A 20,773-nucleotide genomic window follows, 5' to 3' on the forward strand; every position below is an offset into this window, starting at 1 on the left:
GATGATCGGACTCGTCGTCAACCCTGTCGCCGGAGTCGGCGGGCCCGCGGGCCTCGCCGGCTCCGACGGTGCGGACGTGCAACGCCTCGCAATCGCGCGCGGGGCCCGTTCGCGCGTGCAGGAGCGGGCGGTCCTCGCCCTGACGACGTTTGCCGAACGGCATCCGGGGCTCGTGATCGCGACGGCGCCCGGTGCCATGGGCGCTGACGCGGTGCGCGCCGCAGGACTCGCACCGCGCGTCGTCACCCCCGTTTCCGCTCCCGCTCCCACTTCCACTCCGTCGAGTGCACGGCTTATCGCCGAGTGCACGGCTTCGACACGCGAAGGACCCGTGCACTCGGCAGCATCTGGTGCAGTCGGCGACGAGGCGCAGGGGGAGGACGGCGGCGATGAGACGGGGACGGGCGGCGCCGACACCTCACACGCGGTGGCGGCGCTCGCTGCGGTCGGGGCCGACCTGATCCTCGTGGTCGGTGGGGATGGGACGCTGCGGGACGCGGTCGCCGGACTCCGTGCCGTCGGCACCGCGTACACGACTCAGGAGGAATCCACCGATCCGGGGAGTCGTCGCCCCGGTTCGCGGAGTTCTGCTCCGTTCATCCCCCTTTACGCACAGGTGGCTGCGGTGCTCCGGGCCCCGGCCGTGCTCGGAGTTCCGGCAGGCGTGAAGATGTACTCGCCCGTGTTCGCGGTCAGCCCGCGGGCGGCGGGATCGATCGCCGCGGACTGGATCGACCACGGCGGCCTCCCGACCGAAGAGCGTGAGGTTCTCGACATCGACGAGGCCGCGATGCGGCGCGCCCGCGTCGACCCCACCCTGTATGGAATGCTCCGGGTGCCGCATCGTGCGGGCCGCACTCAGGCGCGCAAGGCGCCGACACCGGTCACCGAGGCGGCAGCGGTCGAGGCCGCGGCTCACGGGGCCGTCTCCCGCATGCGACCGGGCGTGCGCTATCTGCTCGGCCCCGGCGGCACGACCGCGGAGATCGCTCGGCAGCTCGGCGTCGAAGGTTCCCCGCTCGGCGTCGACGTCGTTCTCGACGGTGCCCTCCTCGTCCGCGGTGCGAGTGAGCAGGAGTTGCGCGCCCAGATCGCCGAGGGTCCGGCGCAGGCCGTCGTCACCGTCATCGGCGGGCAGGGATTCCTGCTCGGGCGCGGCAACCAACAGCTCTCGGCACCTGTTCTTCGCGCGCTCGGCGACGAGCCTCTCCTCGTCGTCGCCCCCGAGCAGAAGCTCATCGACCTGCACGGACGCCCGCTCCTCGTCGACTCCGGCGACCCGGAACTCGATGCGAGATTCGCCGGGCACGTGCGCATCATCACCGGCGTCGGCACCACCAGTCTCTATGCCGTGACCGCACCCGAACTCTCTCTCAGCTGACACATCCGACCCCCGGCAGACCCGTCTGCACGTACCCGAAAGGACAACCCATGCGTCTCGAGAACAAGAAGGCCATCGTCACCGGCGGTGCCGGCGGCATCGGTCGCGCCACGTCGCTCGCGCTCGCCGCCGAGGGCGCGGCCGTCGCCGTCGTCGACCTGAACGCGGATGCGGCCGAAGCCGTCGCGGAGGAGATCCGTGCGGCCGGTGGCACGGCCATCGCGATCGCGGCGGATGTGGCGAGCGAGTCCGACATCGAGCGGGTGATCGCGACCTCCGTGGCCGAACTCGGCGGTGTGAACGTCGTGTTCAACAACGCCGGGATCATCCGTCGCACCACCGCCGTCGAGACCACCGTCGAGGAGTGGGACCGCGTGTTCGGCGTGAACGTGCGCTCGATCTTCCTGATGTGCAAGCACATCGTGCCCATCATGGAGGCGGCGGGCGGTGGCTCCATCATCAACACCGGATCGGGCTGGGGTCTCAAGGGTGGCGGTCAGGCCATCTCGTACTGCGCCTCGAAGGGGGCGGTCGTGAACATGACCCGCGCACTCGCGATCGACCACGGTCCTGCCGGCATCCGGGTGAACTCGGTCAACCCCGGCGATGTGAACACCGGGATGCTGCGCGACGAGGCGCGTCAGCTCGCACAGGACACGAACGCGTTCCTCGCCGAGGCCGCCGACCGTCCGCTGCGACGCATGGGTGAGCCGAGCGAGGTCGCCCAGGCCGTGGTCTGGCTGGCGAGCGACGACTCCTCGTACGTCACGGGCTCGGCGCTCGTCGTGGACGGCGGCGGGATCGCGTAGCCGCGGTCAGTCGGCCTTCATCTGGATCAGCTGGATCAGGTTGCCGCACGTGTCGTCGAGGACCGCGACCCAGGCGGTACCGATGTCGGTCGGCGGCTGGGTGAACACGACGCCGAGCGCGCTCAGACGTGCGTGTTCGGCGGCGAGGTCGTCGACGGCGAACTGCGCGAGCGGGATGCCGTCTTCGACGAGCGCGTCGCGGTAGGGCTTGACCGCGGGGTGCCCGGAAGGTTCGAGCAGGAGCTCGGGTCCGTCCGGCGCTTCGGGCGAGGTCACCGTGAGCCAGGCGGCATCGCCGAGGGGGATGTCATGGTGCTTCGTGAAGCCCAGCACGTCGGTGTAGAAGGCGAGGGCCTTGCGCTGGTCATCGACGAAGATGCTGGTCAGTTCGATTCTCATGGGATGCTCCGTGTGGTCGGCCACCGCTCGACGATGCGGGCGATGGGTTCCGGATGGAAGTAGTGGAACTTGGAACGGCCTCGTCGTTCCGTGGAGATCAGTCCGGCGGATTCCAGCACGGCGAGGTGCTGCGACACGGCCTGCCGGGTCAGTGAGGCGCCGTGCTGCATCGTGAGCGTCGTGCAGATCTCGAACAGCGTCTGTCCGTCCCGCCGCGACAGCTCATCGAGGATGAGTCGCCTCGTCTCGTCGTCGAGCGCCCGGAACACGTCTGCCACACCACCATGATAGGCAAGTGCCCACTTGCCTATCAACCCCCTCCTCGTCCGGGAGGCGGGGAGGACGCGGGGCTGGCGTGCAGGATGCTCGCGTAAAATCGGCACAATGACCGACGCCCCCTCCGACGCTGCACCCGACCTCGGACCGGGCGTCGACCCCGAAGATCTCGCCACCACGCTGCGTGTGCTGCGCGAGCTGCACCGGATCGACAACGAGCACCCCGACTTCATCGCGGTGCGCCAGGCCACCGCGGCGATGTTCAAAGACGTGAAGCGGGTGCGCCGCAAGCAGATCCGTGACGCGATCGCCGAGGCCGACAAAGCCGTGGTGGCCCGCACCGCCACGGGTGCCCCCGACCGCATCGATGATGAGACCCGTGGCAACGATCTCGCCACCAGCGTGGTCGACGCCCCGATCGCGGGCGAGCTGCTGAAGCCCCGCAACTGCTACATCTGCAAGCAGCCGTACACACAGGTCGACGCCTTCTATCACCAGCTGTGCCCGGACTGCGCCCGCTTCAGTCACGGCAAGCGCAACGCCCGCACCGACCTCACCGGCAAGCGCGCCCTGCTCACGGGTGGCCGCGCCAAGATCGGCATGCACATCGCGCTGCGGCTGTTGCGTGACGGCGCGCACACCACGATCACGACCCGCTTCCCGCGCGACGCCGTGCGGCGCTTCTCGGCCCTGCCCGACTCGGCCGACTGGCTGCATCGACTGCGCGTGGTCGGCATCGACCTGCGCGACCCCGCCCAGGTGATCGGCCTGGCGGACTCTGTCGCCGCTCAGGGCCCGCTCGACATCCTGATCAACAACGCCGCGCAGACCGTGCGCCGCTCGCCGGGTGCGTACTCCCTGTTGGCGGATGCCGAGCTGCAGCCGTTGCCCGATGGCCCGCTGCCCGAGATGGAGACCTTCGGGCACACGGCCGACCCGCACCCGCAGGCGCTGCAGGCTTCGGTCGATGCGCATCCGCTGCTGTCTGTGGCCGCGCTCGGTGGCACGGTCGCCGAGCAGGGCGGTCAGGCACTCACGGCCGAAGATCTCGCGCGCCTCGCGATGGCGCCCGGATCGTCGTCGCTCGAGAAGCACGCCGACGGCACCGCGATCGACGCCGGCGGGCTCGTGCCCGACGTGAACCGCGTCAACAGCTGGGTGCAGTCGATCGAGCAGGTCGATCCGCTCGAGATGCTCGAGGTGCAGCTCGCCAACACGACCGCGCCGTTCCTGCTTATCAGCCGTCTGCGCGCCTCGATGGCCGCGTCCGATGCGCACCGCAAGTACGTGGTCAACGTCTCGGCGATGGAGGGACAGTTCTCCCGCCGCTACAAGGGCCCTGGCCACCCGCACACGAACATGGCCAAGGCCGCGCTCAACATGCTCACCCGCACCAGCGCGGGCGAGATGCTCGAGAAGGACGGCATCCTGATGACCGCCGTCGACACCGGGTGGATCACCGACGAGCGCCCGCACTACACGAAGGTGCGCCTCGCCGAAGAGGGCTTCCACGCCCCGCTCGACCTGGTCGACGGCGCGGCGCGTGTGTACGACCCGATCGTGCGCGGCGAGGCCGGGGACGACATCCACGGCGTGTTCCTTAAGGACTACGAGCCCAGCCCCTGGTGAGGGAAGTTCGGGTCAGTGCGCGCGCTCGGCGAGGTTCGCCGAGGCCCACTGCCCGAGCTGGTTCAGGATCGGCAGCAGTCCTTCTCCCGCGGGCGTGAGCGCGTACGACACGGTCACGGGCGGACCGGCATCGACCGTGCGCGCGACGAGTCCGGCGTCGGCGAGCTCCGCCAGGCGATCGGAGAGCACGGTGTCGCTGATGCCGTCCACGGCGCGGCGGAGTGAGACGAACGTCGTGGGTCCGCCCCCGAGGGACGACACGATCATGCCGTTCCACCGCTTCCCGAGCACGCTGAAGGCCAGTGTGACGGCGGCGTCGCACACCTGGCGTCCTTCGTCGACCTCGGCCATGGCCCCATCCTACCCGTGCTACGTTAACCGATGTCGCTAAGAAAAACAGAGCGACTACGAAAACGAGAGGTAGGCCCATGTCCCTGTTCCGCCTGGATGCCAGCATCCTTCCCGCGTCGTCCGCCAGTCGTGCGCTCGCCGACATCGTCGAGGCCGAGTGGACCGCGTCGCACCCCGATTCGACCGTCTTCCGTCGCGATCTGGCGAGCGACCCCGTGCCCGCGACCGCGTGGGCGGATGCCGTGACGGGTGGATTCGTCGACGAGGCCCAGCGGACCCCTGCGCAGAACGAGGCTCGCGCGCTCGCGACGCAGTTCGCCGACGAGCTCATCGGCGCCGACGCTCTGCTGTTCGCGGTGCCGCTCTACAACTACGGCGTCTCGCAGCACTTCAAGACCTGGTTCGATCTCGCCTACACCGACGCGCGCATCGATCCGACCGGCACCGCATTGAACGGCAAACCGGCGACCCTGGTCACCGTGCTCGGCGGCAACTACGCGCCCGGTTCGCCCAAGGAGGGCTGGGACCACTCGACCGGCTGGCTGCGACGCGTGCTCGAAGACGTCTGGGGTCTCGATCTGCGCGTCGTACAGCGTCCGTTCACACTGGTCGGCGTCAACCCGGCGCTCGACGCATTCGCCGACACCGCGCGCGAGCTCAAGGAGAACGCCGAAGCCGACGCCCGCACCTACGGCCGCGAGCTCGCCGCGACACGCGACCCGCGGGTGGCCTGAGCCCCGCGGGGTCGACTTCGCCGTCTTCGAATCGCGCAGATGGTTCGTTCTGTGCCCGGCATCCGACCATCTGCGCGATTCGAGACACCGGAGGACGGTCGTTCAGCCGGGAAGCTCCATCGGATACGGGTGCGGCAGCCACACGGTCACGATCAGACCGCCATCCGTCCGCGGGGTGAGGACGAGCGTGCCGCCGTGAGCCTGCGTGATGCGGTCGACGATCGCGAGGCCGAGCCCCGCCCCCGCATGGTCGTCGCCGCGGGTGCGCTCCGCACCACGCTGGAACGGCTCCACGAGCGTCGCCACGCGGTGTGCCGGCAGATGCTCGCCGGTGTTCTCCACGACCAGTGCGACCGCGTGCGGCATCGAGTGCGTGCGCACGGCCACGGCACCGCCGGAGGGCAGGTTGTGCACGATCGCGTTGAGGACGAGGTTCATGACCAGCTGCGGCAGCAGCGCCGCCGACCCGAGCACCGACGCGGGTGCACCGCCGACCTCCATCGCGACTCCTCGGCGGTCGGCAAGCGGCACCAGGGCCTCGACGGCCTCCTCCGCGAGGAGGGACATGTCGACGACCTCGCGCGGAAAGGTCCGTCTGTCCGCCCGGCTCAGCAGCAGCAGCGCCTCGGTCAGGTCGATCGCGCGAGTGTTGACCTCCTGCAGGCGGTCGATCAGCGCGTCGACGTCACGTTCCGGGTCATCGCGCGCGACCTCGAGCAGGGCCTGCGAGATCGCGAGAGGCGTGCGCAGCTCGTGCGAGGCGTTCGCGGCGAACCGCTGCTGCTCGGCGACGTGGGCTTCGAGCTGCTCGAGCATCGAGTCGAAGACATCGGCCAGGTCGCGGAACTCGTCGCGAGGGCCGGGGAGCGCGATCCGGTGCGAGAGCGATCCCTGCGCGGCCAGCCTCGCCGCATCGCCGATGCGTTCCAGAGGTGCCAGCATCCGTCCGGCGAGCAGCCACCCGCCACCCAGACCCAGCGCCAGGAGGGCGACCATGACCATCGACGCGACCGGGACGAACGCCCTGATCAGGTCGGAGCGGTTCGGCACGCGGACCTCGAAGTAGGGGATCTGCACGTCCGGCACATACCGCAGCAGGTACAGGGCCACCGCGGCGAGGAGCAGCAGCCCCGACACCAGCACGACCGCCGCGTAGCTGAGGGTGAGCTTGAGGCGAGCGCTCATCCCGCGGCGCCTAGGCATCGGCATCCGTTCCGATCCGGTACCCGACACCCGGGACGGTGAGGATGATCCACGGCTCTCCCAGGCGCTTGCGCAGCGAGGAGACCGTGATGCGCACGGCGTTCGTGAACGGGTCGGCGTTCTCGTCCCAGGCGCGCTCGAGCAGCTCCTCCGCGCTGACGACACCGCCCTCGGCGTCGACGAGCACCTCCAGCACGGCGAACTGCTTGCGGGTGAGTGCCACGTAGCGGTCGTCGCGGTACACCTCGCGGCGGAACGGATCGAGGCGAAGGCCGGAGACCTCCAGCACCGGAGGCCGACTGCGCTGGCGGCGACGGTCGAGGGCACGCAGACGCAGCACCAGCTCGCGCATCTCGAACGGCTTGGTGAGGTAGTCGTCCGCACCGATCTCGAAGCCGCTCGCCTTGTCGTCGAGGCGGTCGGCTGCGGTGAGCATGAGGATGGGGATGCCGCTTCCCGACGCGACGATCCAGCGGGCGATGTCGTCGCCGGAGGGTCCCGGCACGTCGCGGTCGAGCACGGCGAGGTCGTAGGAGTTGATGCTCAGCAGCTCCAGCGCCGTGTCGCCGTGGCCCGCGATATCGGCCGCGATCGCCTCGAGGCGCAGCCCATCGCGGATCGCCTCGGCGAGGTAGGGCTCGTCCTCGACGATCAGCACACGCATGGCAGCGATCCTACGCACCCCGGCATATCGCGAACATATGGAAAAGCGCATACGCCCTGGCAACCGGCTCCCTTCTTCACTGGGAGCATGAACACCAACAGCTCGTCCCTCCCGCCGCGGGCACGCCGTCGCCGTCGGGTCGCCGGCGTCGCGGTCGCGCTCGCCGCCGCCGTGATCCTGGCGTTCGCGGTGCAGCAGTCGTTGTCCGTGGCTTTCGCCGACACGGCGAAGACGCTCCCCACGCCCGTGCCGACCCCGGTGCCCGACGACGTGGAGCCCGTCGACGTGCCGGGCGACGCCGACGGGGCGATCCGTGACGGGGATCAGCCCACGGTGTTCGATGTGGACCGCGTCGCGGTCGGCAACCTCGACCCCGCGCTGCTCGACGCCCTGCAGCGGGCGGCCTCGGATGCCGAGCGCGATGGCGTCACGTTCCTGGTGAACAGCGGATGGCGCTCGCCGGGGCTGCAGGAGCGGATGCTCCAGGACGCGATCGCCGACTACGGGTCGGAGGACGAAGCGCGCCGCTGGGTGGCGACGCCGCAGACGTCGGCGCACGTGTCGGGCGACGCCGTGGACGTCGGCCCCCTGCCCACGCTCGACTGGCTCGCCCAGTACGGCTCCGACTACGGACTGTGCCAGACCTACGCGAACGAGTCATGGCACTACGAGCTGCGCCCCGAGGCGATCGATCAGGGGTGCCCCGAGATGTATGCCGATCCCACCGAAGACCCGAGGATGCAGCGATGACCACCATGACCGCCCCTCGTCCCGCCATCGCCTCGCGCCTGCACGCACCGACGCTGACGACGCTCCCCGACGCCGTCGCCGAGAACCTCCGGATCGTCAGGGCGGCGACTCCGGTGCCGATCATGGCCGTCGTGAAGGCCGACGGCTACGGACACGGTGCCGTCGTCGTGGCAACGGCTGCGGTCGCGGCGGGCGCTGAGTGGCTCGGGGTGACGCAGGTCGCCGAGGGCGTCGCACTCCGCGAGGCCGGACTCACGGTGCCCATCCTCTCCTGGCTGAACCCGGCGGGCATCGACGCCGAGGCGGCGGCGGAGCATCGCATCGACATCGCGGTGGGCTCGGCCGAAGAGCTTCGCCAGCTGAGTTCTGACGCGTCGCGCCCGGTCAGGGTGCACCTGCATCTGGACACCGGGATGGCCCGCGGCGGGTGTCCGCTGGACGAGTGGCCCGAGCTGTTCCGACTGGCGCGCGCCGGCAGAGGGCGGATCGAGGTCGTGGGGGTCATGGGTCATCTGCCGCGTGCCGACGAAGGCGATCCGGGCGCGAACGCGGCGGCCGTGCTGCGCATGCGGCAGGGCAGGGATGCGGTCCTGCGTGCCGGCCTCGGACCGGTGCTCGTGCATCTGGCGGCGACGTCGGGGGCGCTGACCGATCCCGCGACCCATTTCGGGATGGTGCGGATCGGCGCAGGACTCGTCGGGATCGACCCCTCGGGGATGACGCCACTGGTCGGGGCTTCGCGATGGACCGCGCCCGTCGTGCACGGGGCTCTCGCCCCGGCGGGCACGGCTGTCGGGTATGCGGGAACGCATGTCAGCCGTACGGAGACGCACCTCGCGGTCGTGGGCGTCGGGTACGCCGATGGGATCCCGCGAGAGCTCGCGCCTGGCGCCGGTGTCGAGATCGGCGGCGTGCGGCATCCGATCGTCGGACGGGTGTCGATGGATCAGATCGTGGTCGACACCGGGGCCGCCCTGTTCCCGCGCGGCACGGTCGCGACCGTGTTCGGCCCGGACGGGGGTGCGGTGCCCTCGGTGCAGGAGTGGGCGCGGTGGGCGGGGACGATACCGCACACCATCGTCACCGGGATCGGAGCGCGAGTGCGGAGGAGTGCGTCATGACGAGGGTGCTGGTCATCGGGGGAGGGCAGAATGCCGAGCACGACGTGTCGTTGGCGTCGGCGGCCGCGGTCGCCGCAGCTCTGCGGCTGGGGGATCACGACGTGACGTGCGTGACCATCGATCGAGACGGCATCTGGCGCGTCGACGGGCGCCCGAACGGGGGATCCGCCGCCGAGTCGCTGGCGCTCGCGCTTCCGCTGCTCACGCGCTCGGACGTGGTCTTCCCGGCCGTACACGGTGCGCTCGGCGAAGACGGGGCGCTGGCGGCTCTCTGCGCCCTCGCCGGAGTGCGCGTGGTGGGCTCGGGGCTGCGCGCCGGTGCGATCGGCATGGACAAATGGGCGACGAAGCTGGTGGCGGACGCCGTGGGGATCGGGACCGCCCGCGGGCGGCTGATCTCGGCGGACGACATCGGGGATGTGGAGTTCGACGGCGAGGTCGTCGTGAAACCGGTCTCGGCGGGGTCGAGTCACGGCGTGAGTCTCGTGACCCAGGAGGACGGTCTGCTCGCCGCGCTGCATGAGGCGGCGCGATTCGACCGACGCATCCTCGTCGAGGAGGTCATCCGAGCGCGGGAGATCGACGTGGCCGTGCTGCGCGAGAAGGGGGGCATCCGGTGGGCGGCTCCGCCGCTGGAGATCCACGCGACCGGACTCTTCGACACGGCGACGAAGTACGACGGGAGTGCGCGTTTCACGGTGCCGGCGCAGCTCGATGCGGGCGAGGCGGCGTCCCTGAAGCGCGCTGCGATCGCGATGTTCGACGCCCTGGGGTGCGACGGCGTCGCGCGGATGGACTTCTTCCTCACGGATAGGGGTCCCCTGCTGAACGAGGTCAACACGATGCCGGGGCTGACCGCGGCGTCGCAAGTGCCGCGGATGTTCGCGGCTGCGGGAGTGGATTACGTCGACCTGGTCGGCAGGCTCGTGCGCGCCGCGGTGTGAGAGCGGAGTCGAGAAGGCATCGACAAGCGAGCCCGGGAGGCGGATGCTGGAGCCATGGCAGCATTCACAGCGGACAACGCGTTCAGCGGATTCAGCGTCGATGACATCGACGCGGCGGAGGACTTCTACGGCACGACGCTCGGGCTCGATGTCGAGCGCAACGCGATGGGGTTCCTCGACCTGCGTCTGCCCCGCGGCGGCTCGATCCTCGTGTACTCGAAGCCGAACCACGCGCCGGCGAGCTTCACGATCCTGAACTTCCCGGTGGCGGATGTCGACGCCGCCGTGGACGAGCTCATCGCCCGGGGCGTGCAGACGAAGATCTACAGCGACGAGGAGTTCCCCTCCGACGAGCGCGGCATCGTCCGCGGCAACGGGCGGGGACCGGACATCGCATGGTTCCGCGACCCCGCGGGCAACGTCCTCGCCGTCATGCAGGCGTGATTCACGTATCGTCTCCCTCTTATGTACATAAGGGGTAGAATTGCGTTATGAACACGATCAGCCGAAACGTCCCGTCGAAGGATCTTCGCGACAGCTTGGCCGACGTTCTCGGAGGTGTCGCCTACGGTTCCGAGCGCGTGGGCGTCACCCGTCACGGGAAGCTCACGGCCGTCGTGATCAGCGTGGCTGATCTGGAACTGCTCGAAGAACTCGAGGCTGCTCGCGATGCGGCCGAGTTCGCGGCGGCCAAGGCGGCGGATGATGGACAGCGGGTGTCGCTCGATGAGCTCATCACGGAAGTTGCGTGACGAGCTATCGGGTCGAATTCACCGCAGCGGCCGCTAAGGAGATACGCAAACTCGACGCGCAGATCCGTCGACGGATTCTCGTCGGCATCGCTGAGCTGGAACGGGAGCCCCGCCCTCCCGGTGTCCGCAAGCTCTCCGGCTATGACAATGCCTGGCGGGTGCGCATCGGCGACTACCGCGTTCTCTACGAGGTGATCGACGCTCAGGTGCTCGTGACTGTGGTGCGTGTCGCCCACCGCCGAGACGTCTACGAGATCTGACGCCGCATCCCCGAAGAGCGTGTGCTCTCCGGGGATGCGGGCAACTCAGTCGAAGACGACGTCCGGGTGGAGGCCCTCGGCGATCAGTCGCACGGCCGAGACGTTGCCGAGTGTGCCGGGGAACAGGTCGGTCGAGGGCACCGCGATCAGTCGACCGTCGCGCACGGCGGGCATGTCGGGGAACGTCGCGGCGAGGTAGGAGCGGACGGCCGCCTCGTGCGCGGGGTCGGACACCGCGAAGACGATCGCGTCCGGCGCCTCCGACGCGAGCGATTCCGGGGTGATCTCGGCGGCGAAGAAGTCGGAGAACGCGGGGTCGTCCGGCGTGAAGACGTTGTCGGCACCGGCGCGCTTCAGGATGTCGTACTCGATGCCGGCGCCGATCGCGGTGAGGGTCGTCCCCTCCACGAAGACCTGAGCAACGCGGGGGCGGTCCTTGCCTTCGAGCGCCGCATCGACGGTCGCGAGCTCGGCCTTGGACGACTCGATCAGGTCGTCCGCCTCGTCCTCGACGTGGAAGATCTCGCCGAGGTTCTCGAGGTCGATGAACAGGTCGTCGACCGTGCCCTCCATGCGTCGGTCGAAGCATCCGCCGGTCGCGGTGTACGCGGCGACGCCGGCCTCGGAGAGCTGCTCGATGCTGGCGAAGCCCTGTTCCGCGGTGAACTCGTAGGTGGTCGGCGAGTAGACGAAGTCGGGTTCGACGGCGAGCAGTTCCTCCCGGCTAGGCGGGGCGTCTCCGCCGATGACGGGCACATCGGCCGCGAGGTCTGCGACGTCGCTCGGCAGTTCCTCCGCGGTGGCCTGCGCCTGTCCGACGAGCGAATCGGCGAGACCCAGGCGCAGCAGCAGCTCGGTCTGCGAGGGGTGCAGCCCGACGACGGCCGTCGGCGTGGCCGGGATCTCGACCGTGCGGCCGCAGTTCTCGATGCTGATCGCCTCCCCGGAGGCGGCGGGCGCTGCTCCCGTGGAGACGCCGCTGCCGCAGGCGGTGAGGACGATCGCGCCGAGGCCGACGGAGGCGGCGGCGAGCAGGCGGGCGGGTCGGGTACGTGGTGTCATTCTTCTTCTCCTAGGTGAGGGGCTGGGGCTGTCTGGGGTGGAACGTCATCGCGCGTGCTCCCGTGTCGACCTCGACGGCGATGCGGGCGGTCACATGGAAGACCTCGTCGACGAGCGCGGGGGTGAGCACGGTGTCCGGAGCGCCGAAGGCGACGATCCTGCCCTCGTCGATCACCGCGACGTCATCGCAGAACGCGGCGGCGATGTTGAGGTCGTGGAGGGCGGCGATCACGGTCGTGCCGAGTCCGCTCACCACACGCATGAGATCGAGCTGATGCGCGATGTCGAGGTGGTTCGTCGGTTCGTCCAGCACGAGGATCTCGCCGCTCTGCGCGAGGGCTCTGGCGAGCATCACCCGCTGGCGCTGACCGCCCGAGAGTCGACGCACCAGCCGGTCGCCGAGATCGTGCACGTCCGCGGTGCGCAGCGCCTGGTCGACGATGCGCTGATCCTCCGGGGTGTCCCGGCTGAACGGTGGACGATGGGGTGAGCGGCCGACCAGCACCGTCTCCCGCACGGTCAGATCGAACTCGGACGGGGCGTCCTGGAGCATGACGGACACGGTGCGCGCGAGCGTACGCGGCGGCAGCTGCGAGACGTCGAGCCCGTCGATCAGGACACGCCCCCGCTGCGGACGCTGACCCGTGAACAGGGTGCGCAGCAGGGTGGACTTGCCGCTGCCGTTCGGGCCGAGGAGCCCCACGATGCGGCCTGTACCGACCTCGAGGTCGACCCCGTGCAGCACGGTACGGCCACCGCGGGCGACGCTGACCCCGTCGAAGTGCACGCTCATCGGTCGAACCCCGCCCGATCGCCTCCGCTGCGCATCAACCACAGGAAGAACGGAGCCCCGACGAAGGCGGTGAGGATGCCGAGCGGGATCTCGGTGGGCATCGCGACCGTCCGCGCGAGCAGATCGGCGACCATCAGGAACAGAGCGCCGCCGAGGATCGTGATCGGCAGCATCCGCCGATGGTCGGAGCCGACGAGGAGCCGGGCCATGTGCGGCACGACGAGCCCGACGAATCCGATGCCGCCGCTCACGGCGACGATCGCTCCGGTCAGCAGCGAGGCGAGCACGAGCAGCACGCCGCGCACCCGGGTCGTGCGCACCCCGACGGCCAGTGCGGACTCGTCGCCCGCGAGCAGCGCGTTCATGGAGCGGGAGAGCCCGAACACCGCGATGCAGGCGATAGCGAGGGCGACCGCAGGGATCAAGAGCGTCGACATGTCGGCGGCCGACACGCTGCCGAGGAGGAAGAACATCACGCTCACGACGTTCTGGGCGTCGGTGGTGAGGGTGAGGTAGCTGGTGACCGCGCTCAGCAGGGCGCCGAGCGCGACGCCGGCGAGGATCATCCTCGTCGGGGACAGTTCTCCGCGGATGCGCGCGAGCATGGCCACGAGGAGACAGGCGACCATCGCCCCCACGAACGCCGCACCGCTCATCGTCAGCCCGAGGAAGGTGGCACCGCCCGAGACGATCACCAGCACGGCGCCGACGCTCGCGCCTGAGGAGACGCCGAGGATGTACGGCTCGGCGAGGGGATTGCGCACGACGGCCTGCATCATCGCTCCGGCGAGAGCCAATCCCGCTCCCGAGAGTGCGGCCAGGAGCGACCTGGGCACCCGGAACTGCCACACGGCCTGGTCCTGCAGCGGGGTGAGTGTGCCGTCCGTCATCCAGGGCATGCCGGGGATCAGGTGGCCGATCACGATCTTGGCGGCATCGAGGGGGGAGACGCCGACGGGGCCGGTGGCGGCGGAGACCACGAGGACGAGAACGGCGAGCACGGCGATCGTCGTCACGGTCGGGCCGACAGGAAGCACCCGTCGACCTCCGCTGCGGCGCAGTGCGCCCTCCTGGCTCGACTGCCGCCGGAAGGGCAGACGTCGGGCGCGTGGTTCGGTGAGGGTGGCCGTCGAATCACTCACCGGATGCCTCCGGTCGTGCTGCCTGACGCGATGGTCGTCGTGGCCGCGAACTCGAGCACCGCGAGGCCGAGGGCGTGCAGGGCGACGGACTCGTTCGCGCCGTGGCCCGCCCCCGCTGCCGTCCACGAGCGAGCCGAGCCGCCCGCTCGACGCAGCGACTCGACCATCCGGTGCGTGTCGCGGGCGAGGACCCTGGTGTCTTCGCCGAGCACCACTCCCAGGTAGGAGGGGACCGGCGCACCGATCGGAAGGGACTCGGCGCGCGCGAGCGGAGACAGCGCGCCGAGCCGGGCGCGGGATCCAGGTGTGCCGTCGTCGCCGAACTCTGCGCGCCAGCCCGCCCCGAGCGGATGATCCTCGAGGGCGAGCAGATCGAGCGGAGCGGCTGTGGTCACGAACCCCGCGCACAGCTCCGGATGCTCGAGCGCGCACGCGGCGGCGACGACCCCGCCCAGCGAGGCGCCGGCGAGGACGAGCAGATCGGGGCGGGTGACACCGGCCGCGATCAGGCCGCGGGCGACGTCGGCGAGGTCCGCGACCGTGCGGTGCTTGCGCTCGCCGTGTCCTGCTGCGCGCCAGGCCTCACCGCGCTCGCCCCCGCCGCGGAGCTGTGCAGAGGCGTAGGCACCTCCGCACTCGACCCATGCGGGCACGGTCGGTTCGAACACGGGCAGATGCGGCACGCCGAAGCCGCCGTAGCAGGTCAGGATCAGCGGCAGCGGGCCCGTCGTCCCCGCGCCCGTGATCCCCGCCCCTGTGATCCCCGCCACGGTGCTCGGCGACGTCACGTGCACCGTGAGGGTCGCGCCGTCGCCGGCCGGGATGTCGTAGCGCACGGTGGTCGCGCGGGAGTACGCGGCAGGCGGCACCATCGTGGTCCCGAGCTGTGCGCGCTCGACGATCCGGGGTGGCGTGAGAGGGCCTTCGACGCCCAGATGCAGCACGCCGTCGTCGACGCCGAGCATCGTCGTGGTGAGCACGTCCGCGTCGGAGAAGGCCGGTTCCGTGCGGCCGACCTCGATGCCGTCGTCGAGGTCGATGAGCACGCTCCGCCCTTCCGCGACGGCGAGCACGACCACCCGATCGTCCAGCACCGCGACGTCGACGATCCGCACATCGGGGTCGTGCCAGCGCCAGAGTGCGCCGTCATCTGCCGCATCGGCTGCGGCGTCGATCCGCACGGCATCCAGACCCCGGTCGTGCCATACGAGCACCCCGGTATCGAGGGGCCCGGCCCGGAACAGCGCAGACCACCGACCCAGCGGCGTCGCCGTCGCCCGGTCGGTCAGAGTGGTTCCCGTACCGGCGAAGCTGAGGGCGCGCAGGCCGCTCTCTCCTCCGGGGAACAGTCGCAGCCGGCCCTCGTTCGCCAGGGGAGCCACCCGTGTCTCGCCCGTCTCCACGTCGAGGGTCACGAGCCGGCGGTCGCGGCTGGCGACCACGTCGAGGCTCCGCGAATCGGTCGCCCAGAGCACGGCGTCGTAGCGCAGGCGGATGTCGGGGTGGAGACGCAGCGTGCCGGCGGCGACGTCGACGAGGCCGAGGACGGCGTTCTCATCGGCGGTGGGCGCCCATTCCACCGCGATGAGGCGACGGTCGGGGGAGGGGAAGATCCGGTGCAGGTGGCCATCCGGCTCGATCACGGTCGAGCCGTCGAGGCGATGGATGCCGCGGCGGGTGCGGTCGGCGGCCCTCCCCAGGGTGAAGCCACCGACCGGGAGCCCCGGCCGACCATGGCGCTCGGCGCGGGAGAGGGCGTCGTCGAGCACGGCCCGATGCGCGTTCATCGGCCCACCAGGTCGTCGACGTTGTCGTCCTCGGACGCCCAGAGCAGATGCCCGCCCTCGTCGAGCGGGGTGGGGAGCTCGACCGTCGAGATCTCGGTTCCGTCGAGGAGGAGGATCGTGCCGTCGCCACCGCTGGTGACCGCGATCGTGCCGCCGACGGGGTCGATCGCGATGGACCGGCGCTGCGCGGGGCGGCCGCCGACGCCGTCCCACGGCAGCCGACCGGCGCGAGGGGGATGTGTCATCGCCGGGATCGGCACGGCCCGGGACACACGCGCCTCCTCGCGATCGATCACGAGCACCGCGTCTCCGTCGGGGTGGATGACGGAGACGGCCGCAACGCCCGCAGCCAGTGCGAACCGGAACGCGAGCCCCGGCGGCAGCGGCACAGCACGGGAGGATCCGGATGCGAGGTCGATCTCGACGAAGGTGTTCGTCCATTCCGGCCACGATCCCGGGGAGGCAGGCCCGCCGCGCACGATCCCCGTCGCCCGTCCGGTGTCAGGGGCGAGACGCAGGTAGTACGCCCGTCCGTCGACGGGCCAGGGGATGATGCCGATTGCCCGAGGTGCACCGCCGTCGACCACGAAGCGCTCGAGGCCGCGGCTCGTCGCGATGCCGATGATGCCGGAGACGGGGTCGATCACGTCGCCGTGGCCGTCTGCGGCGAAGTCGGTGAGAAGGCGTCCGCGGAGGACAGGCGCGTGGGGGCCGACCGCGAACGCTGCGGCAAGGGGGATCGTCTCGACGGCTCCCGGTTCGCGGTGGCGGAGCACGATCGTCGGTTCGCCTGAGGCCTGGTCGGGAGCCACGACGACCCCGGGTTCGCCGACGCGGGCGCGGAACCGCGTGGACGAGTCGGTTGCGAGATCCACGACGGTCACCAGGTCGCTCCAGGCTTCGTCGTTCATGCCCAGGCCGGAGGTGACGACCACGTGACGACCAGACGGGTCGCAGGCGAGGTGCTCGGCGGGGATGGCGATCGGGATGCGTCGTACGGTGCCGCCGCCGACGACTAGAGCGCCGCCGCGGTCGTCGGCGAACGCCCAGCGGTCGTTCGCACCGGAGGGCAGGCGGAGGAATCCGGCGTGCTCGGCGAGCCAGCTGTCGGCCACCACGACACGCCGGGAGTCGTCATGGATCTCGAAGACGGTCCCGGCCCGGTGATCAGCGGCGAGGAGGGGGAGGGAGGAAGGCATGTTCGCCAGACTAGTAGATATTGAGAATCATTATCAATTAGGGTCGATCTCGTCCCACCGTGGACCCGTCCCGCACACCGCGGGTCGGAAACTCACTGAAGGAGAACGAAATGGAAAAGCAGATCCTCGCCGAGATCGAAGAGTCCGAGCAGCTGGCGCACCTGTCGGCATCGCACTCCAACGCACTGGTCGAGAACCCCTTCGACTGATCGCGGATCCTTCCGCCGCGCTTTCGAGCGCACTCCAGTCCGGCCGGGTGTTCGCGCCCGGCCGGGCCCTTCCCCGAGAGACTCCATGACTTCCGAACCCCGCGTCCTGCCGCTCCCCGACTCGGGAGCCCATCTCGTCCTCGGCGCCGACGGTCGCCCCCGGATCCGCCTGCGCACCGGACGATTCGCCCTGATCGACGCGCCACCCGCCGAGCTGTTCGACGCCCTCGGCGCTCCCGGCGGTGGTTCGAACGGTGCGGCCTCCGCGCTCCTCGACCGCCTGATGCTCGAGGTGCAGGAGCGCGAGTCCGTGGACGCGCTCCGACGCTGGCCGGACGAGCGCCGCGACGTCTGTGTGCTGGGAGCAGGCGCGCTGGTCGACGGGCTCGAACGTGTCCTCCAGTCCTGGGGTGCGCGGGTCACCGTCCTCGATCCGGAGTCCGCGCTGCCCGATGACACCTCCCTCGTCGTCGCCTACGCCGACGACGCGCTCGGCCGCCGTCGGTGGTCCGACCTCGACATGCTTCCCCTGCGGGGTGTCGCCTGGCTGCGTGTGCACCGCGAGGGCGAGAGCATCCTGATCGATCCGCTCGCGCTCGACGAGCACGACCCGACCTCGGCCCAGGTATCAGCGCGACGGCTGGCCGCGAGCAGCGCGCCGGCTTCGACCGAGGCATGGCAGAAGTCCGGTCCGGCCGCGGCCACCCCGGTCGACGACGCGGCGTCGGTGCTCGTGCTCGCCCGGCTGCTGTACGTGATCCTCACCTGGGCGCGAGCCGACGCCGACCTCGACCACCTGCGCACGACCCTGTGGAAGCTGGTGCCGTCGACCGGATCGGTCACCGAGCACACGGTGCTCCCCTTCCCCGCGGCACCGCCGAGGCTGCCCCGATGACCCCGCCGCGCGATGCCCGTCCCCATGTCGTCGTCGCCGATGACGGCGCCCTGCTGCGCGGATGGGCCTGGTCGCCCGCAGAGACGCGAGGCGTGGTGGTCATCCGCACTCCCTACGGGGCCTGGCGGCACGCCGACACCGCGCGGGCGTGGGTGAGGCGCGGGTACCGCTGCGTGATCCACGACGTGCGCGGCAGGCACTCGTCCGACGGCGAATGGCATCCCTACCTCTCCGAGCGTGCAGACGGCCGCGCGGTGGTCGATGCTGTCAGGGCCGAGAGCCCCGGGCTACCGCTCCTGCTCTCCGGCGGGTCGTATGCCGCCCACACCGCGCTCGAGACGGCGAGGTCGGTCGACGTCGATGCACTCGTGCTCCTCGTGCCGGCGCTCGGGCTCGCCGAGACCGCGTGGGACGCGAACGGGCGACCACACCTGCGCGACCGGATCGGGTGGTGGCACCAGCACGGTCGTGGGGCGCGTTCCCTTCCCCCGCTGAGCGATGAGGAGCTCGAGGCCAGGGTGGCGCGGGCAACCGAGGTCGGCGTGCACCGGGCCGCTGCGGAATGGGGGTGGTCGCGAGAGGTGCTCTCCGGCTGGCGTCGCCTGTGGTCAGCGCCCGCCGTCGATCTGCACCGCGCCTACGGCGACCTCCGCGTACCCCTGCTGCTCATCCGCGGCGACCACGACTTCTTCTTCGCGGATGCGGGCCGGCTCGCCGACGCCTGGCGTGGGCCGCTGCACCTGGTCGACGGGCCCTGGGGCCACCGGCTCGCCGCCGACATCGACGATGACGACGTCCGCTCCCGGCTGCGCAGGGCGGGCGGCATCGGCGGCGTGCTGGACGCCTGGCTCACCGAGACCGGTCTGCCGTCGGCGGGAACAGCGTCGGCATCCGAGCCCGCAGACGTCGGTCGGCATGCGACCCGCCGCACCAGGTCGGCCTTCGAGCCCGAGACCGGTCGCTGGCGCTACGAGAGGACAGCATGAACGCGCACGACACCCCGAATCACCGCACCGAACGAGCGACCCTGCCTGCCGAGGCGCTCGTCGACGCGGAGGCCGGCATCATCCGCTCCGTGCGCGAGGTTCCGCATCCGATCGGCGCACCGCACCGGTATCTGGCTCTCACCGCATCGGTGGCCGACGCCCGCCTGCTGGGCGAATGGCCCGCCGACCGGGTCTCGCTCGGCACCTCGTTCGGCGACCCCGCCCAGGCGCGCATCGCGGCCATCGGCGAAGGCGTGGAGCGGTACTGCGGCAATTGGCTGCCCGATGTGCTGCCGCGGCACGACCTCCGCGTCGCCTCGGCGGAAGAACTGCGCGCCGACGGAGAGGCCGTCATCGACGACGCGGATCTTCCGCGCTTCGCCGATTGGCAGCTCTCCCGTGCGGGCTTCCCCTATCAGCGGCTGGAGGAGTCCACGCCGACGCTGTGGGCGCGCTGCGACGATCTCGACGGAGGCTCGGTGTGGATGCCGGATTCCCTCGTGCACCTGAACTGGCGACAATCCCGCTTCCGCTCTCTGCCCCGCACGCATCACCTCAACTACGCGGGCATCGCCACGGGAGCGGGCTTCGACGATGCGCGCGATCGAGGGGTGATCGAGGTGATCGAACGGGATGCGCTCGAGGTGTGGTGGCACCTCGATGGGCCGACGTTCGGCATCGACCCTGCGACGGTCCCCGGTCTGCTCGACGATCTGCGCGGAAGCAGCCTGCGTGTGTGGCTGGTGGCGATGCCCTCGGAGTTCGCCCCGGCGATCGGCGCTCTCGTGCACGATCCGGAGCGCGGCCTCTACGCCGCGGGGTTCTCGGCCGCACTCGATCCTGCACGCGCCGCACGGAAGGCCGTGCTGGAAGCCGTGCACACCTGGATATACACGCAGGGCTGCACGACGGCGGACGGGTGGGTGTTCCGGGCCGTCGCCGAGGGATTGATGGCCAAGGGCCTCACCCTCGAGTTTCGTGCGGACGCCGACTACACGACCGCGGCCGGAGCCGAGTTCGAGAAGGTGATCGACCTCGGCGCGCACGTGCAGGTCTGGCTGGACCCGACCGTGCACGGCGAGACGCGCCGGTTCCAGGCGCCCGTGCAGGGTGTACTCCCGTTGAGCGCAGTGGAACCCGTGACGATGGACGAGGTCTATGCGCGCCTCGCTGATCGCGGCCACCGCGTGCTCACGCGCGACCTCACGACCTCCGACGTGCGGCGCACTGACCTGCGCGTGGTGCGCTCGATCGTGACGGGGCTCGTCCCCAACGCACCGGCTGCGTTCTCGTACCTCGGCATGCCCCGGTTCCGAGAGGCGGCGCAGGAGCGCGGCTGGCGGACGACCTGGAGCGGCGGACCGGAGGACTTCACGCTCCTCCCGGCCCCGCACATGTGAGGCTGACCATGGCGCAGAGCTTGCGGG

The 20,773-nt window shown here is 70.6% G+C and carries 24 protein-coding genes; 14 read left to right on the plus strand and 10 right to left on the minus strand.

The features are described from left to right. The first annotated feature begins 1 nt into the window (after position 1). Positions 2 to 1,381, plus strand: a complete 1,380-nt coding sequence (locus AB4070_RS17310; protein ID WP_441981189.1) for an ATP-NAD kinase family protein — start codon at positions 2 to 4, stop codon at positions 1,379 to 1,381. A gap of 50 nt (positions 1,382 to 1,431) precedes the next feature. Continuing rightward, a complete protein-coding gene (locus AB4070_RS17315; protein WP_441981190.1) occupies positions 1,432 to 2,190 on the plus strand; it encodes an SDR family NAD(P)-dependent oxidoreductase in 759 nt (252 codons plus the stop codon). A gap of 6 nt (positions 2,191 to 2,196) precedes the next feature. On the opposite strand, the gene AB4070_RS17320 is transcribed toward AB4070_RS17315, so the two are convergent. Both AB4070_RS17320 and AB4070_RS17325 read right to left on the minus strand, forming a co-directional pair. Beyond that, the gene (locus tag AB4070_RS17320) at positions 2,197 to 2,589 is read right to left on the minus strand and encodes a VOC family protein (RefSeq protein ID WP_441981191.1); all 393 of its coding nucleotides are present in this window, start codon (positions 2,587 to 2,589) and stop codon (positions 2,197 to 2,199) included. Then, entirely contained in the window at positions 2,586 to 2,867 is a 282-nt protein-coding gene (locus AB4070_RS17325) for an ArsR/SmtB family transcription factor (RefSeq protein WP_441981192.1), read from the minus strand. The genes AB4070_RS17320 and AB4070_RS17325 overlap by 4 nt, the downstream gene beginning before the upstream one ends. Positions 2,868 to 2,973: 106 nt before the next feature. Between AB4070_RS17325 and AB4070_RS17330 the strand changes: the two genes are divergently transcribed. After that, on the plus strand, positions 2,974 to 4,494 hold the full coding sequence (locus tag AB4070_RS17330) for an SDR family NAD(P)-dependent oxidoreductase (protein WP_046746908.1): 1,521 nt from the start codon (positions 2,974 to 2,976) through the stop codon (positions 4,492 to 4,494). Positions 4,495 to 4,506: 12 nt separating this feature from the next. On the opposite strand, the gene AB4070_RS17335 is transcribed toward AB4070_RS17330, so the two are convergent. Beyond that, positions 4,507 to 4,845, minus strand: a complete 339-nt coding sequence (locus tag AB4070_RS17335; RefSeq protein WP_282847480.1) for a winged helix-turn-helix transcriptional regulator — start codon at positions 4,843 to 4,845, stop codon at positions 4,507 to 4,509. Between the two features lie 77 nt (positions 4,846 to 4,922). Between AB4070_RS17335 and AB4070_RS17340 the strand changes: the two genes are divergently transcribed. Continuing rightward, positions 4,923 to 5,579, plus strand: coding sequence for an FMN-dependent NADH-azoreductase (locus AB4070_RS17340; RefSeq protein ID WP_046746906.1), 657 nt, complete (start codon positions 4,923 to 4,925; stop codon positions 5,577 to 5,579). Between the two features lie 102 nt (positions 5,580 to 5,681). Here the strand turns inward: AB4070_RS17340 and AB4070_RS17345 are convergent, their stop codons facing one another. Together AB4070_RS17345 and AB4070_RS17350 are read right to left on the minus strand one after the other, a co-directional pair. Beyond that, a complete protein-coding gene (locus tag AB4070_RS17345; RefSeq protein WP_441981193.1) occupies positions 5,682 to 6,764 on the minus strand; it encodes a sensor histidine kinase in 1,083 nt (360 codons plus the stop codon). 10 nt (positions 6,765 to 6,774) lie between these two features. Next, positions 6,775 to 7,446: a response regulator transcription factor gene (locus AB4070_RS17350; RefSeq protein WP_046746904.1), complete on the minus strand. Its 672-nt coding sequence runs from the start codon at positions 7,444 to 7,446 to the stop codon at positions 6,775 to 6,777. An 87-nt stretch (positions 7,447 to 7,533) separates the two neighbouring features. Here AB4070_RS17350 and AB4070_RS17355 point away from each other — a divergent pair, with 87 nt between their 5' ends. From AB4070_RS17355 to AB4070_RS17380, 6 genes are read left to right on the plus strand one after another with little or no spacing between them, the layout of a single operon-like run. Beyond that, complete coding sequence (locus tag AB4070_RS17355) at positions 7,534 to 8,196, plus strand: M15 family metallopeptidase (RefSeq protein ID WP_441981194.1); 663 nt, start codon at positions 7,534 to 7,536, stop codon at positions 8,194 to 8,196. Further along, positions 8,193 to 9,317 (plus strand): alanine racemase, encoded by a 1,125-nt coding sequence (gene alr, locus AB4070_RS17360; protein ID WP_441981195.1) that lies wholly within the window; start codon positions 8,193 to 8,195, stop codon positions 9,315 to 9,317. Before AB4070_RS17355 ends, alr begins: the two co-directional genes overlap by 4 nt. Continuing rightward, the gene (locus tag AB4070_RS17365) at positions 9,314 to 10,261 is read left to right on the plus strand and encodes a D-alanine--D-alanine ligase family protein (protein ID WP_441981196.1); all 948 of its coding nucleotides are present in this window, start codon (positions 9,314 to 9,316) and stop codon (positions 10,259 to 10,261) included. The genes alr and AB4070_RS17365 overlap by 4 nt, the downstream gene beginning before the upstream one ends. Before the next feature lie 54 nt (positions 10,262 to 10,315). Next, on the plus strand, positions 10,316 to 10,705 hold the full coding sequence (locus AB4070_RS17370) for a VOC family protein (RefSeq protein WP_441981197.1): 390 nt from the start codon (positions 10,316 to 10,318) through the stop codon (positions 10,703 to 10,705). Between the two features lie 47 nt (positions 10,706 to 10,752). Next, positions 10,753 to 11,013, plus strand: a complete 261-nt coding sequence (locus AB4070_RS17375) for a type II toxin-antitoxin system prevent-host-death family antitoxin (protein ID WP_441981198.1) — start codon at positions 10,753 to 10,755, stop codon at positions 11,011 to 11,013. Beyond that, positions 11,010 to 11,273, plus strand: coding sequence for a type II toxin-antitoxin system RelE family toxin (locus AB4070_RS17380; RefSeq protein ID WP_441981199.1), 264 nt, complete (start codon positions 11,010 to 11,012; stop codon positions 11,271 to 11,273). Before AB4070_RS17375 ends, AB4070_RS17380 begins: the two co-directional genes overlap by 4 nt. A 45-nt stretch (positions 11,274 to 11,318) precedes the next feature. On the opposite strand, the gene AB4070_RS17385 is transcribed toward AB4070_RS17380, so the two are convergent. From AB4070_RS17385 to AB4070_RS17405, 5 genes are read right to left on the minus strand one after another with little or no spacing between them, the layout of a single operon-like run. Then, a complete protein-coding gene (locus AB4070_RS17385; RefSeq protein WP_441981200.1) occupies positions 11,319 to 12,335 on the minus strand; it encodes an ABC transporter substrate-binding protein in 1,017 nt (338 codons plus the stop codon). 10 nt (positions 12,336 to 12,345) lie between these two features. Then, complete coding sequence (locus AB4070_RS17390) at positions 12,346 to 13,128, minus strand: ABC transporter ATP-binding protein (protein ID WP_441981201.1); 783 nt, start codon at positions 13,126 to 13,128, stop codon at positions 12,346 to 12,348. Next, the gene (locus AB4070_RS17395; RefSeq protein ID WP_441981202.1) at positions 13,125 to 14,270 is read right to left on the minus strand and encodes a FecCD family ABC transporter permease; all 1,146 of its coding nucleotides are present in this window, start codon (positions 14,268 to 14,270) and stop codon (positions 13,125 to 13,127) included. Before AB4070_RS17395 ends, AB4070_RS17390 begins: the two co-directional genes overlap by 4 nt. Then, positions 14,267 to 16,057, minus strand: a complete 1,791-nt coding sequence (locus tag AB4070_RS17400) for a prolyl oligopeptidase family serine peptidase (RefSeq protein ID WP_441981203.1) — start codon at positions 16,055 to 16,057, stop codon at positions 14,267 to 14,269. The genes AB4070_RS17395 and AB4070_RS17400 overlap by 4 nt, the downstream gene beginning before the upstream one ends. Next, positions 16,054 to 17,256 carry a hypothetical protein gene (locus AB4070_RS17405; RefSeq protein WP_441981204.1) on the minus strand — a complete coding sequence of 401 codons (1,203 nt, stop codon included), beginning with the start codon at positions 17,254 to 17,256 and terminating at the stop codon, positions 16,054 to 16,056. The genes AB4070_RS17400 and AB4070_RS17405 overlap by 4 nt, the downstream gene beginning before the upstream one ends. A gap of 110 nt (positions 17,257 to 17,366) precedes the next feature. Here AB4070_RS17405 and amiA point away from each other — a divergent pair, with 110 nt between their 5' ends. The 4 genes from amiA (at position 17,367) to AB4070_RS17425 (ending at position 20,746) form a co-directional block, all read left to right on the plus strand. Further along, positions 17,367 to 17,465, plus strand: coding sequence for a streptamidine family RiPP (gene amiA / locus AB4070_RS17410; RefSeq protein WP_017831216.1), 99 nt, complete (start codon positions 17,367 to 17,369; stop codon positions 17,463 to 17,465). Positions 17,466 to 17,550: 85 nt separating this feature from the next. Then, on the plus strand, positions 17,551 to 18,360 hold the full coding sequence (locus tag AB4070_RS17415) for a hypothetical protein (protein ID WP_441981205.1): 810 nt from the start codon (positions 17,551 to 17,553) through the stop codon (positions 18,358 to 18,360). Then, entirely contained in the window at positions 18,357 to 19,346 is a 990-nt protein-coding gene (locus tag AB4070_RS17420; protein ID WP_441981206.1) for a CocE/NonD family hydrolase, read from the plus strand. Before AB4070_RS17415 ends, AB4070_RS17420 begins: the two co-directional genes overlap by 4 nt. Beyond that, positions 19,343 to 20,746 (plus strand): YcaO-like family protein, encoded by a 1,404-nt coding sequence (locus AB4070_RS17425; protein ID WP_441981207.1) that lies wholly within the window; start codon positions 19,343 to 19,345, stop codon positions 20,744 to 20,746. Before AB4070_RS17420 ends, AB4070_RS17425 begins: the two co-directional genes overlap by 4 nt. Positions 20,747 to 20,773 lie beyond the last annotated feature (27 nt).

Source organism: Microbacterium sp. 2RAF4, assembly GCF_052115285.1.
In the GTDB taxonomy this organism is placed as follows: Bacteria; Actinomycetota; Actinomycetes; order Actinomycetales; family Microbacteriaceae; genus Microbacterium; species Microbacterium oxydans.